Annotated in this window: 10 protein-coding genes; 3 read left to right on the forward strand and 7 right to left on the reverse strand. The window is 29.0% G+C overall.

Annotation, left to right across the window (positions count from 1 at the left end):
• From KI686_RS00590 to rplU, 5 genes are all read right to left on the reverse strand, one after another.
• The gene (locus KI686_RS00590) at positions 1-1,233 is read right to left on the reverse strand and encodes a 3-deoxy-D-manno-octulosonic acid transferase (protein ID WP_237587283.1); all 1,233 of its coding nucleotides are present in this window, start codon (positions 1,231-1,233) and stop codon (positions 1-3) included.
• Positions 1,234-1,454: 221 nt separating this feature from the next.
• Positions 1,455-2,174 carry a LytR/AlgR family response regulator transcription factor gene (locus KI686_RS00595; RefSeq protein WP_237587284.1) on the reverse strand — a complete coding sequence of 240 codons (720 nt, stop codon included), beginning with the start codon at positions 2,172-2,174 and terminating at the stop codon, positions 1,455-1,457.
• 20 nt (positions 2,175-2,194) lie between these two features.
• A complete protein-coding gene (locus KI686_RS00600; RefSeq protein WP_237587285.1) occupies positions 2,195-4,126 on the reverse strand; it encodes a sensor histidine kinase in 1,932 nt (643 codons plus the stop codon).
• A gap of 105 nt (positions 4,127-4,231) precedes the next feature.
• On the reverse strand, positions 4,232-4,492 hold the full coding sequence (gene rpmA, locus KI686_RS00605; protein WP_237587286.1) for a 50S ribosomal protein L27: 261 nt from the start codon (positions 4,490-4,492) through the stop codon (positions 4,232-4,234).
• Positions 4,493-4,532: 40 nt separating this feature from the next.
• Positions 4,533-5,150 (reverse strand): 50S ribosomal protein L21, encoded by a 618-nt coding sequence (gene rplU, locus KI686_RS00610; RefSeq protein WP_237587287.1) that lies wholly within the window; start codon positions 5,148-5,150, stop codon positions 4,533-4,535.
• 260 nt (positions 5,151-5,410) lie between these two features.
• On the opposite strand from rplU, the gene KI686_RS00615 reads away from it, so the two are divergent.
• The 3 genes from KI686_RS00615 (at position 5,411) to KI686_RS00625 (ending at position 9,427) form a co-directional block, all read left to right on the forward strand.
• Positions 5,411-6,721 carry a M16 family metallopeptidase gene (locus KI686_RS00615; RefSeq protein ID WP_237587288.1) on the forward strand — a complete coding sequence of 437 codons (1,311 nt, stop codon included), beginning with the start codon at positions 5,411-5,413 and terminating at the stop codon, positions 6,719-6,721.
• 19 nt (positions 6,722-6,740) lie between these two features.
• Complete coding sequence (locus KI686_RS00620) at positions 6,741-8,792, forward strand: M16 family metallopeptidase (RefSeq protein ID WP_237587289.1); 2,052 nt, start codon at positions 6,741-6,743, stop codon at positions 8,790-8,792.
• Positions 8,793-8,938: 146 nt separating this feature from the next.
• Positions 8,939-9,427: a cation transporter gene (locus KI686_RS00625; protein ID WP_237587290.1), complete on the forward strand. Its 489-nt coding sequence runs from the start codon at positions 8,939-8,941 to the stop codon at positions 9,425-9,427.
• Positions 9,428-9,783: 356 nt separating this feature from the next.
• Here the strand turns inward: KI686_RS00625 and KI686_RS00630 are convergent, their stop codons facing one another.
• Together KI686_RS00630 and KI686_RS00635 are read right to left on the reverse strand one after the other, a co-directional pair.
• Entirely contained in the window at positions 9,784-11,775 is a 1,992-nt protein-coding gene (locus KI686_RS00630; RefSeq protein ID WP_237587291.1) for a beta-helix domain-containing protein, read from the reverse strand.
• A 207-nt stretch (positions 11,776-11,982) separates the two neighbouring features.
• Positions 11,983-14,733, reverse strand: a complete 2,751-nt coding sequence (locus tag KI686_RS00635; RefSeq protein ID WP_237587292.1) for a TonB-dependent receptor — start codon at positions 14,731-14,733, stop codon at positions 11,983-11,985.
• Positions 14,734-14,851: the final 118 nt, after the last annotated feature.

Here is a 14,851-nt window from a genome sequence, read left to right on the forward strand (position 1 = left end):
TTAAATTTTATTTTTTAAATAATTTATAACTAATGCTGTTGCACCAAGATGATCTTTAATGTATCTTTTATTGATAACACCTGTTAACTTTCTTAAACCTTCATCCTCTTTTAGATTAATAAAAGTTTGATTAAATTCTTCTTGGTTTTTTATTGAAATACAACCTCCTATTTTTACCAAATCTACCGCTTCTTTAAATTTACTATAATTATTTCCAATAACCACAGGAATTCCAAAAGTTGCGGGTTCTAAAATGTTATGTAAACCTGTTTTTAAACCACCACCTACATAAGCAATATCTGCAGCCGCATAAATTTTAGTTAAAATACCAATTGTATCAATAATAAAAACTTGAAATTCTGCTAAATTTTCATCCGCTTTAGCGGAATATAAAATTGTTTTTTTATTGATTGATTTCTGTAATTGTAAAATTGCTTCTTGTTTAATATTATGCGGAGCAATAATAATTTTGTCGTTTTCTGATGTTTTATTATTGATGTAATTTACCAACAGTTCTTCATCTTCTTGCCAAGTGCTACCAGCAACAATTGTGTATTTACCGTCTTTAAATTGACTGATAAAATCTAACGAATTATCTTGTTCTAAAATTTTTGCAACTCTATCAAAACGTGTATCACCAGCAATTGTAACGTTATTAAAATTGATAGAATTTAATAATTCTTTAGAATTTAGATCTTGTACAAAAAAGTGATGAAAAGCTTCTAAAGATTTTCTCATAAAGCCACCATAACTCTTAAAAAACAATTGTTTTTTTCTTAAAATTCCAGAAACTAAAATGGTTGAAACTTCTTTTCTTTTTAATTCGTTTAATAGATTTGGCCAAAATTCATATTTTATAAAAACAGCATATTTTGGATTTACAATTTCTACAAACTTTTTTGCATTAGATATAGAATCTAAAGGTAAATAACAAACTACATCTGCTAAATAATAATTTTTTCTAATTTCGTAACCAGAAGGAGAGAAAAAAGTAACTAATATTTTATACGTTGAGTAATTCTTTTTTAGTTCTTCTATTATTGGTCTTGCTTGCTCAAACTCGCCTAAAGATGCTACATGAAACCAAATTGTTTTTTTATTCTTTAAAGCTTTTATTTTAGAAAACGTTTCTTTTCTTCCGTCAACAAAAAATTTTATTTTTTTATTGAAAAGTGCGATAATAGGTAAAAATATTGAAGCTTTAAAAACTAATAAATCGTACAAAAATTTCATAGCTACAAAAATACTAAATAGAACTTAGTAAAGTACTCTTTTAAAAAAAAGGCTAAAAAAAAAGTTACTTTAGAATAGTAACTTTTTTTTTAGAAGGCTTATAAAATAGCCCATTATAAATATTTATGTCCCCCAACACAATATCGGAGGCAAAAGTAATTTAATTGTAAAAAGATCTTTTAAAATTGTTCTAAAAAGCGTTGTTTTTGTTCTTAAAATTATCACATACGATTCATTCTTTTTATTAAACCTTCTTTAAACATTTTACCGATTGGTATCTCTTCTTTTTCTGCAATTTTTAAAGAATTACTTTTAACTTCTGATATGTATTTAATGTTTACCACAAAACTTCTTTGAACTCTAATAAAATAATTATTTAAGCTATTAAGAACATCATTTAAACCTCTTCTTAATAAAATCTTTTTACCATTTATTAAATACAATTCTACATAAACATGAGAGCTTTTTAGATATAAAATATCATCAAATTTTAATTTTGTATACACACCTTTTTCTTTTACAAAAATTGAATCCTTTTCTACAAAATCATCTTCTTTTATTTTACTTTCAGCAAAATTATGTAGGGCAATTTCTATAGATGTATACAGTTCTTCTTTAGAAAAAGGTTTAACCAAAAATGCTTGTGGTCTTACCTCCTTGGCCTCGTTTAATGTTAATGAATCTGAATTTGAAGTTAAAAATATAAAAGGAAAATGAAAATCTTCTCTAATTCTTCTTGCTACATCAATTCCTGTCTTTTTTCCAGACAATTGTACATCTAAAATTGCAATATCTGGTTCTTCATCAATTATTATCTCTATAGCTTCTGTATAATTAATTGCTGGTTCTAATGCTTGGTAACCTAATTCTTCTAGAGTATCGCAAATACCATCTGCAATAATTATCTCATCTTCTACTACTAAAACTTTTACTTTGCTCATTAAAAAAATAACTTATATAATTAATCTACCAAACCTCTTGCATGAATATCTTTAAACAAGATTTCAAAACGAGCTCCATTATCATTTGTTAATTTTAATTTACCATGTAGTTGTTTTACTAGTCTAGTTATTAAACGTAAACCTAAACTTTTTGTTTTTTTAATATCAATATCGTCAGATAAACCTGGTCCATTATCTTCTATAATTAATTTAAAATTATCGTCGTTTTCTTTATTTATAGAGATTGACAATGTATTTTCTTTCCCTTTAGTAAAAGCATATTTATAAGAATTTGTTATTATTTCATTTATAATTAAACCTAAAGGAATAGCGGTATCTACATCAAAATTCATGTTTTCTGATTTAATTGACGTATCTATCTTATTATCTGATTTAAAAAGAGCAGACAATTCTTTAACAAGTAAATGAATGTATTCATCAAAATCTACCAAACCTGTTTCATTTTGATATAATTTTTGATGAATTAAAGCCATAGACTTTACTCTATTTTTACCTTCATTAGCTAACTCTAGCGCTTTTTCATCTTCTATACCCTTACTTTGTAACTCTAATAAACTAGATACTATTTGAAAATTATTTTTCACCCTATGATGCACTTCTTTTATCAACAACTCTTTTTCTTTTAGTGCCTCACGAATCAAGCTATTTTTTTCTGAAAGTTCTTTAGACTGTTTATTTATTTTTCTTAAAACTATTAATGCTATAAAAAACAAAACAAAAGCCAATAATGCTATAATTCCGTATAATGTTGTTTTTTCTTTTTCGTGCTCTATCTCTTTTTGTTTACCTTTTAACGCTTGTTCTGTTTTATAATCTGCTAAAGATTGTGATAAATCTTGAGAATATATTTTTTGAGTAGTTTCTATAGCTTTGTCTTTATAGCTCATTGCTAAATCCGTATAACCGTGAGTATAGAATGCTCTAGCAGCAGCTTGTATAAAACTAAGTTTATTATTAGAATTTAAATCTTTTGATAAATCTTCTAATTTTAAAATTAGTTCTGAAACATCTTTTACTTTAAATTTTTCTAAAATCTCAAACTTTAAAGGTGATGATTTATCTAAATGAGATATTAACTCTACATACAATGAGTAAGAATAAACTCTTCTTAAAGGATAATTATAAAGTTCGTCAATTAGCAACATTACCTTGTCATTACTATCTCCTTTAAAAACATACGCATCTATTAAGTGCTCAATAGTACTATAATAAAAGTGCGATTTTTTAGGCAACTCTTTTTCTAACCTTAAACTCTCTTCACTAACATCTATATATTCTTGTAATTTTCTTTCTAAAATTAAAAAATCTGATAAATGATACAAAAAAGTAATTTGCAACTCTTTATCATCTATTTTTTTTGCTGTTTCAAGACCTTTTAATACTAGTGCTTTACCTTTTTCTATATCTTTTTCTATAAGATACATTACTATATGATGTGTGGTAATTTTAGTTTTTAACTTTAATACATCTATATCTTTATCGTTAAATTTATTTACATACTCTTCTAACTCTGTTTGCATTAAAGATGAGCTAGTCAAATCTCCATTGTTTCTTACTTCAGAAATTTGAACCCATTTTATTTCTACATAATCTTTGTTAATTTTTGATGATTTTGGGGTTTTAATAACAGTGTTTATAAACTCTGAAACTTTATTATAATCAACAGAAGATTTACTACCGCTTTTAAAAATAAAATCTAAATAATCTTTATAAGAAAGATTTTTCTCATCTATAATATTTTGAAGAATTTCTGTGTAACTATCTTTTTTTGCTGATTTTATATAAAAATTAGCAGAATCTAACTTTTTTTCTAAAATAAAAAGTTCTACTTTTTCTATAATTTTTTCTTGATTAGTTGTATTCTCTTGAGCAGTAATGTTATTAATAAAAAACAAAAAACTAAAAAAAAGGGCAAGGGTTGTATTTCTCATAAATTTAGGGAATGAATGAGAAATATACTATATTTTATATAAATAAAAACGCTCAAACAAATTAATTTGCTTGAGCGTTTTAAAATAAGTTTAAAACCTTATCTTCTATACTTCAAAAGGAGTTATAGATACGTAAGACTTATTATCTTTTTTCTTTCTAAACTCTACTATCCCATCAACTTTAGCGTGTAAAGTATGATCTTTACCCATGTAAACGTTTTCTCCTGGATTATGAGTTGTTCCTCTTTGACGAACAAGAATGTTTCCTGCAATTGCAGCTTGTCCTCCAAATATTTTTACTCCTAGTCGTTTCGATTCTGATTCTCTACCATTCTTCGAACTACCTACACCTTTTTTATGTGCCATTTTATTGAGTTTTTATAGGTTAAAGTTAAATTTAACAGAATTATTTTTCAATTCCTCCGTCTAATCTATCTTGTAATTCTTTTAATTCATCCCACTTACCTTCTGCAGCTAAACCAGCTTGTTTTGGCCAAGTAGTAGTAACTATATGAGATAATCTAGAACTTGCTTCAGTTAAGATTTCACTCAATTTAGTTGCATCTGTTTTTGCTACTTTTGCAAAAGTATCTAAACCTGCATTTACTAAAGCTTCAGCAGCCTTAGGTCCAGCACCTTCAATTTTCTTTAAGTCATCTGCTTTTGCAGCTTTTTTAGGAGCAGCTTTTGCTTTTGTTGCTTTTTTTGCACCAGAAGCAGCAATAGATTCAATTTGAATCTCACTTAAATATTGTCTGTGTCCATTTTTCTTTTGGTAACCTTTTCTTCTTTTCTTTTTGAAAACGATTACTTTATCACCTTTTAGATGACCTAAAATTTTAGCCGTTACTGCGGCTCCTTCTATAGCTGGGGCGCCAATAGTTACTGCTCCCTCATTATCTAGTAAAAGAACGTTATCAAAAGTTACTTCTGATCCTTCTTCTCCTTGTAAACGATGAACGTATACTTTTTGGTCTTTTGCTACTTTAAATTGCTGCCCTGCTATCTCTACGATTGCGTACATACTTATTGTTTTGCGTATTTATACTAATTATTTGCATTAAATAACTCAAAATGCGGGTGCAAATATACATCTTTTTTACAACTTAACAATAGTTTATTAATTTAATTAACACCCTCTAAATGATTTAATTAAAAACAAGCTGAATTCAATTTATCTTTATTATTTTTATTAAAGCGTAAATTAATCTAAAATAAACGTAACAAATAAGTAAGGTTTGCGTCAAACGTTACGTAAAAAACAATCTCATAAACAAAAAATCGATGAAAAAAAGTATTTTAGCTCTTTCTTCTGCTTTTTTAGTTGCATTTTCTATAAATGCACAAAAAGTTGAATTTGAAGAGTATGATTTAAATAACGGAATGCACGTTATTTTACATCAAGACAATTCTGCTCCTGTAGTTACAACATCTGTAATGTATCATGTAGGTGCTAAAGATGAACAACCAGACAGAACTGGTATGGCGCATTTTTTTGAGCACCTATTGTTTGAAGGAACTAAAAATATAGGCAAAGGAGAATGGTTTAAAATTGTTTCTTCTAACGGAGGTAAAAATAATGCCAACACAACTGATGATAGAACTTATTATTACGAAGTATTTCCTTCTAACAATTTAGAATTAGGTTTATGGATGGAGTCTGAGCGTTTATTACACCCTATTATTGGCCAAGAAGGTGTTGACACTCAAAACGAAGTTGTAAAAGAAGAAAAAAGATTAAGATTTGATAACCAACCATATTCTCGTTTTTTAGAATACGTAAAAAAAGAAATTTTTAAAAAACACCCATATAAAGGAACAACTATTGGAGAAATGGAACATTTAGATGCTGCAACTCTAGAAGAGTTTTTAGCATTTAATAAAAAGTTTTATACACCTAATAATGCCACTTTAGTAGTTGCAGGAGACATTGATGTTGCAAGTGCAAAAAAAATGATTGAAGATTATTTTGGACCAATTCCTCGTGGAGAAGACATCAAAAGAAATGTAATACAAGAAGAACCAATAACAGAAGCTATTTCTGCAACAGGTTATGATCCTAACATTCAAATTCCTGCTGTTATGACTGCTTATAGAACGCCTTCTATGAAAACCAAAGACTCTAGAGTTTTAGATATGATTTCTTCTTACTTAAGCACAGGAAAAAGCTCTGTCTTATACAAAAAATTAGTAGACACTAAAAAAATAGCATTACAAGCTGGTGCAATTAACTTAAGTCAAGAAGATTACGGAACTTACATAATTTATGGTTTACCACAAGGCGATAATAAATTAACTGATATTGTTAAAGAAATAGATGAAGAAATTGTAAAACTTCAAACAGATTTAATTTCAGAAAAAACATATCAAAAACTTCAAAATCAATTCGAAAATCAATTTGTAAATTCTAATTCTAGTGTAGAAGGTATTGCAAATTCTTTAGCCAGATACAATGTATTGTATGGAGACACAAACTTGATTAATACAGAAATTGATATTTATCGTTCTATAACAAGAGAAGATATTAGAGAAGTGGCTAAAAAATATCTAAATCCTAATCAACGATTAACTTTAGAATACTTACCAAAAAAATAATTAACAAAAGACATATAAAATGAAAAAACAGATAATAGCACTTATCGCACTTATAGCAATGTCTTTTGCTACAAATGCACAAATAGATAGAAGCATACAACCAAAACCAGGTCCGGCACCAAAAGTTAAATTAGGTAAATCAGAAAAATTTACTTTATCTAACGGATTGCAAATAATTATGGTAGAAAACCATAAATTACCAAGAGTTTCTGCTAGCTTAACAATAGACAATCAACCTGTTGTAGAAGGAGACAAAGCAGGCGTTTCTAGCATAATGGGTAGCTTACTAGGTAGAGGCACAAAGAATATTACTAAAGATGAGTTTAACGAAAAAGTAGATTTTTTAGGTGCAAATGTTAATTTCTTTAGCTCTGGGGCATCAGCAAGATCATTAACAAAATATTTTCCAGAAGTATTGGCTTTAATGGCAGATGGTATTAAAAACTCACAATTTGCAAAAGAAGAATTCGATAAGGAAATTAAAATTACTTTAGATGGTTTAAAGTCTAATGAAAAAAACGTTACAAGTACTGCTAGAAGAGTAGAAAATGCTTTATTGTACGGAAAAAATCATCCTTTTGGAGAATTTATTTCTAAAGAAACTGTTAGCAACATCACTTTAGAAGATGTTAAAGAAAACTACAATACTTATTACAAACCAAATAATGCTTATTTAGTTATTGTGGGTGATATAAACCCTAAGGCTACTAAAAAACTAATAAAGAAGTTATTTAAAGACTGGAAAAAAAGTGAGATTCCACAAGTTGATTTCCCAAAACCAGTAAACGTTTCTAAAACAGAAATCGATTTTATTAACATGCCAAATGCAGTACAATCTGAAGTTGTAATAGCAAATAACATCGATTTAAAATTAGGTGATAAAGATTATTACGCTGCTTTATTAGCAAACAACATTCTTGGTGGTAGTGGAACTGCACGTTTATTTATGAACTTACGTGAAGATAAAGGTTACACTTACGGCTCTTACTCTAGCGTTAGACAAAGCAAAATAGCAGCAACTTTTAGAGCTACCGCAAGTGTACGTAACAACGTTACAGACAGCTCTATTGTAGAAATTAAAAAAGAAATAGATAAAATTAGAGATATTAAAGTTTCTGCAGAAGAACTAAAAAATGCAAAAGCTAGCTACGTTGGTAACTTTGTTATGGAAGTACAAAAACCAGCAACTGCAGCTCGTTATGCATTAAATATTGCTCGTTATAATTTAGCTCCAGATTTCTACGAAAATTATTTATCTAACATTAATTCTGTTACCGTAGAAGACGTGCAAAATGCAGCTAAAAAATACTTTAGTAGTGATAAAGCTCGTATAATAGTTACTGGTAAAGCCATTGAGGTTTTAGACAATTTAGAAAAAACAGGTTATACTATTAATTATTTTGATAAAAACGGAGACGCTACAGAAAAACCAGAAATGACAATTCCTGTACCTGATGGAATTACAAAAGAAACTGTTATTAACAATTACTTTAAAGCAATTGGTGGTGTTGAAAAAGTAAAAGCTGTAAAAACAGTTTTTGTTACTTACCAAGCAAGTGCAATGGGACAAACACTTAGTATTTCTGAAAAAAGAGATGCCACTAATTTCTCTAGCGAAATTAGTATTGGTGGTAATGTAATGATGAAAGTCTTAACCAATAAAGACGGCGTTAGCACTAACGGACAATCTCTTCCTGAAAATATTGCATCAGAAATGACACACACTTTAGGTACTTTCCCTGAGTTAGGATTGTTAAATAACGATGAAACCGTGTTAACTAGCATCGAAAAATTAGATGGTAATGATGTTTACGTACTTTCTAAAAAAGGAACAATAGTTTCTACTTCTACTTATTTTGATGTAAAAACTGGCTTAAAAGTAAAAGAAGTTCAAACGATGTCTATGGGTGGTAAAACACAAAACCAAGAAGCTACTTTTAGTGATTATAAAGATTTTGAGGGTATTTTATTTCCAACAAAAAAATCTGGAAGTATGGGACCTCAAAAAATTGAATCTACTTTGGTTTCAGTAAAAATTGATGAAGAAGTTTCTGAAGAAGATTTTAAATAGTAAACTTTTTTAAATTTAAAAAAGGGTGAAAACAAATTGTTTTCACCCTTTTTCTTTACAACAATTTTCACAAAATTGTATAAAATCTTAAAAGTCATTTCTTTTATTAATAAATTTGTAACATAATCTTTATAATATCATAAACAATGAAAATCCAAAAAATATTATTTTCTTTTGCTCTTGTTTGCCTAGTATTAACAGGATGTAAAAGCGAACCTAAAAAAGAAAAATTAGCTGTAAAAAAAGAAAATGTTTCTTTAGCTATCTCTGGTATGACATGTGAAATTGGTTGTGCAAAAACAATACAATCTAAATTATCTAAAAAAGAAGGCGTTTTAGATGCAAAAGTTGTTTTTACAGATAGCATTGCTAATATAGAATATGATGCAAATACAACTTCTAAAGAAGATTTAGCTGCTTTTGTTAGCGGAATTGCTGGTGGAGAACTTTACAAAGCGTCTATTGCTTCTAAAAAAACTGCACATGCTTGTACAGAAGAATGTAAAGAAACTTGCAAAAACAAAACATCAGCTTCAGAAAAAGAAAAAGAATGTTGCTCTTTAAATGATGATGGAACAACATTTTGTAAAGAAGATTGTAAAATGGCCTGTTGTACAGATAAAGCAGCAGCTTAAACTAAAATTAATTACAGAAAAAAGAGCAGACTTAAATAAGTTTGCTCTTTTTTTGTTTTAAAAAACCATTAATTAACGCAATACTAAAACTTGTTAATCTTCATAATCTAATAAAAACCAGTAAAGATTAATACAAAGTTTGTTTAATTTAAGGTAGTTTGTCCTAACTCAATTCTTCTTCTAAGTAAAGCTTAACTAAGAATTTGTTTAAAACATTTATTATTAGAAAGTCTCAATAAAGAAAAAACCGCTTAAATTATAAGTAAGCTTAAAAAATAAACGTCAACCAAATAAAATAAAAAAGCAGGCTTTAAAAGCCTGCTTTTTTATTTATGTATTTTTATAACTGTATCTAATTATAAACCTGCGTTAATCCAAGTCCATCCAGAAACATCTACTTGTGTACCTGTGTTATATACTCCTGTAAGTGTTGCAGCAACACCATCGATAAGTACATTACTTAATGGTCCATCATCTTTCATATCAATGTTAGTTTCATAACCTTCTAAATATAAATTTGTAATAGTACCTCCTGAAGTTGCTTTAAATTGTAAAGCTGTACCTCCTTGTGTAGAAATAGCAGTTATATTAGTAAAAGAAGGGTTTGCATTAGCTTTATCTCCTTCAAAAGCAGTAGAAAAACCTGCAACAGTATGAGAAATATATGCATTTGTTACTGAACCAGACCAAGACTCTGTCCAGTCTATTGCATCATCACTATTATTTTCTAAATATAAATTAGAAACCGCAACAGTACCACCAAAAAACTCAACCCCATCATCATCTCCATTAATTACAGAAACATTTTCAACAGTAGTCCCAGACCCAACAGCATAAAAAGACACACCATTGTATTGAGATTCTGAGTTAATTTGAGCACCTGTACCTTTAATTACTAAATACTTAATAGAACCAGAGCTATCTGCATCATCAGTTCCTCCATAGATAAAACCTCCTATTTCAGCTTCAGCATCAACACCTGCACTAGTTGTAGCATAACCACATAAAGTAAGACCTCCCCAATCTCCAGGCTCACCTGAAGCAGAAGACATTACTACTGGATTATCTGCAGTACCTTGTATATCTATTTCTCCACCTTGTAAAACTGCTATATAAACTCCTGTACCACCATCTCTAGCAGTAATTTTAGTTCCTGCAGGTATTGTTAATTTACCACCATCTTGAACGATGTAAGAAGAACTTAAAGTATATGCAACAGAAGCATCTAATGTTACATCTCCTGTAACAGCTCCTTGTAATAAATTAGTATCAAAAGAAATATCTGTAGAAACCCAAGGGAAATCATCTGCAGTTACAGTTGCAATGGCAGAAGTACTTAAAGAATAGAAATATCCATCTGCTTCCATATCTTCATTTAATGCTACTGGAGTATAACCGTCAGTAAAAGTAACGTTAGTTACATCTCCACCATCTTTCATATCTAAATCAACATCATAACCAACTAAAGAAAGTCCAGAAATTGTACCACCAGAAGTTGCTTTAAATTGTAATGCAGTACCACCAACTGTAGAAACTGCTGTAATATTATCAAAAGTAGGGTTTCCGTTAGCTTTATCTCCTTCAAAAACAGTAGAAAAACCAGCTTCTGTATGAGAAATAAAAGCGTTAGTTACGTTACCACTCCACTCTTCTGTCCAGTCTATAGCATCGTCTTGAGTGTTTTCTATATATAAATTAGTTATAGAAACTGCACCTCCAAAAAACTCAACACCATCGTCTGCACCATTAAGTACAGCAACATTACTTACAGATGTACCAGAACCTACAGAATAAAAAGAAATTCCGTTATATTGAGACTCTGAATTAATTTGAGCTCCAGTACCAGCAATTTGTAAATAAGAAATAGATCCAGAGCTATCTGTATCATCTGTACCTCCATAAATAAAACCTCCTACTTCAGCTTCAGCATCAATACCTGCACTAGTAGTAGCATAACCACAGATAGTTAAACCTCCCCATCCATTAGCTTCTCCAGAAGCAGTAGAAATTACTACAGGGCTTGATTCTGTTCCATTAATATTAATCGTACCACCTTGTAAAACGGCTATATAAACATCTGTTCCTCCTTCTGTTGCTTCAATTTTAGTTCCAGCAGGTATTGTAAAAGTGTAACCTTCTGGTACAATAAAAGAAGATGTTAATTGATAAGAAACACTAGAGTCTAATGTATAATCTACATCTAATGTACCATTTAAAATACCTGATTCTAAGTTTTGCTGAACATCAGAAGTAGGTATAACTATTGGATCGTCGCTTTTACAACTTGTAAAAAACATAGCGACAGCTAACGCTACGAAACCTAAATTATTTAAAATTGATCTTTTCATTTTTTATTTTGTATTGTTATTATTGTTTGCACAAAGAAACCACCAAAGCTTTTAAATAACCTTAACTAAATATTAATTATATGTTAGATAAAAACATGTTTGTTAACTAATTGTTAACTTGTTATTTTTTTAAAAAAAGAACCATATATGAAAAAACCTAGAAATAAATTTCTAGGTTTTTTTTATGTGTACTAAAAGTTCTTTTTCTTAAAAAGTATATTTAATTCCTAAACTCAATTGAACACCTTGTTTATAGTTCGAAACAACTTCGTTAACCTCTTCTGCATTTAAGTAATTTACTAACTGTGTTTGCTTAATATCTGGATTCAATAAATTTCTTCCTATAAATTTAACAGTTAGATGTTCATTTAACTCTTTGCTTAAAACTAAATCTAAAGAAACAAAACCTTTTTCTATAATTTCATCATTATAAAGAGTAGCACTACTAACAAAATCTTCTGGAGAACCTAGTGCAAAAACTTTATCTGATGAATAATTACCTGTTAGAGTTGCCGAAAATTCATTTTCTTTATTACTACTATAACTTAAGCTACCATTTACAATTAAATCTGAAGCACCTTGTAAATCTGATTCTGTTTTACCTTTATATTGAAAAATATCGTATAAATCTTGATTAAACCACATCTTTGTTAAGTTTGCTGTAAAACCTAATACAGTATCATCTTCTTCATTCTTAATAAAACTTGTTTTTGTTTCAAACTCTAACCCTTTTACTGTTGCTTTATCTCCTGTATTGTAAAAAATAAAGTTACCTGATGATCCTCTTGATTGCGCTAAGTTAATTGGGTTTTTTATGCTCTTATAAAAACCAGTTAAAGAAAAAACTTCTCCTCTACTTGGAAAAAACTCCCATTTTAAATCAACATTAATAACATCCGATTTTTCTAACTCTGGATTACCTTTTGATACACGACCTGTTGGTGAAACATACTCAAAAGGAGACAATTCTTTAAACTCTGGTAACGTTTGTGTAAGACTTGTTGCAAAACGTAAATATTGATTTTCTGCAACTTCATATTTTAAATTAAGGCTTGGAAAAAGATTTTCATAAGTTTTACTTGTATTACCTATTCTACCCACATAATTAGCTACATCCCAAGATACATTAATTTCATCTATCTCAAAACGTAAACCTAAATTACCAGAAAGTTTTGGATTTAATATAAAATTAAAATCTGTAAAAGCAGCCAACACATTAAGTTCTCCCGTAAAAAGATCTGCCTGACCAACTCTAAGATTTAAACCGTTATTTAAATTTGATTGCGTAAAAGTTGTAGATAATTCATCTACAGAAGGTGCTGTAAAGTTTCTTGCTAAAACACCTATTTGTTGTGAATAAAATTCTCTTTCTTTTCTTCTATAATTTACTCCATAATTAAGCGCAAAAGGTTTATCCCCATCCTCATTAAGTGCACCAAATGTCCAATTATTTTTAATAAAACCATTAAGCTCTATATCTTCAATTTCTTGTGTAGATTTTCTTTGTTGATAATCACCAACGTGCGCATATTGTATTAGAGAAGATGACTCAACATCTAAAATATTAACCTCATTTCTAATTCTATTTGGTTCTTCTGCTAAAACATAATTATAACCACCTGCCCAACTTAAAGTATTGTTATCGTTTAAATTATGCTCTCCCATTAATTGATTAACAAACATTGTAGTTTGTTTAAAATTTTGATCTCTAATAAAAGCTCCTTCTTCTTGAGGGTCTTGATCATAAACAAATCCTAAACCATTTCTACCCTGCTCATACAAGTTATTAGAACCTTTATTTACAAATAATGTATTAAATTTTACACTATTATTATCATCTAATTTTAATTTAAAATTTAAATATCCACTAGTGTTTGTTTTAGTTGTAAAACTTTCCACTTCATCGAAAGAAGTATCATTACGATTCTGTCTGAAGCTTTGAAACTCTCCAGAAAAATATTCAAAAGATTTAGAGTGAGAAATTGTTGTGTAAAATGACAAATCTTTACTAAAAATTTCAAACTTTTTAGCTGCTGATAAAGATCCACTATAATTTATAGGCTGTGCAGATAAAACTTCTGTATCCCAACCTTGGTATGTTATTAAATCTTGTAAAGCATATTGTTTTTTATGAAAACCAAAATTTATATCATTACTTATTATTGTTGTTCTAAAATCTCCTTCATAAGCCAATACACTTGTATTAGCACCTCCAGAAACGCCTACAGAGTAGTTTTCTTTAGTATAATCTTTAGTTATAACATCTACATTACCAGAAGCTTGATCTGAATAACCCGATGTAGCATATGTTTTACTAATACCAACATTTTTAATAACATCTGTAGAAAAAAGACTTAAATTAATATTTTTTCTTTCAACATCATCAGAAGGTATTGGCAAGCCATTCATTGTTGTAGATAAATATCTATCTCCTAAACCTCTAATAAAAATATCTCCTGTACCCTGACTCTTAGTAACTCCAGAAATTTTAGTTGTTGCTGTTGCTGCATCTGAAACCCCTATTTTAGATAAAGTTTGAGCCCCAATACTTTCTTTAATTACAGTTGCTTTCTTTTGTTCTAATAACAGTGCACTTGCAGATTCTTTATTTGCAGATGATTTTACAACAACCTCATCTAAAGAAACCCCTTCTGCTGCAGACATTATTTGATTTACAACTACAGTTTCTCCCGCTTTAATGGTTACTGTTTTTTCTATTGTTTTATAACCTAAAAAACTAAAAACTACAATATGTGTACCAGTAGGCACACTAAGCGTATAATTACCATCAAAATCTGTTGTTACACCAATAGCTGTACCTTTAATAAGAACATTTGCAAAAGGCAATGGCTCATTATTAGTTTCTTTATCCGTTAACAAACCTTTTAAAGTTCCTTTATCTTGAGCATAGATAAACTGACATAAAGTTAACAGAGTAATAAATAAAATTTTCTTCATTTTGAATATATAATTTCTTGCAGCAAAAGTCTACCCAAACTGTAAACTATATGTTAGTTTTAAATTACACTTACATTACTTAAACGTTAACTTAATGTTAACTGTGAAAAAAAATTTA

This window comes from Polaribacter sargassicola, from assembly GCF_021991835.1.
Taxonomy (GTDB): domain Bacteria; phylum Bacteroidota; class Bacteroidia; order Flavobacteriales; family Flavobacteriaceae; genus Polaribacter; species Polaribacter sargassicola.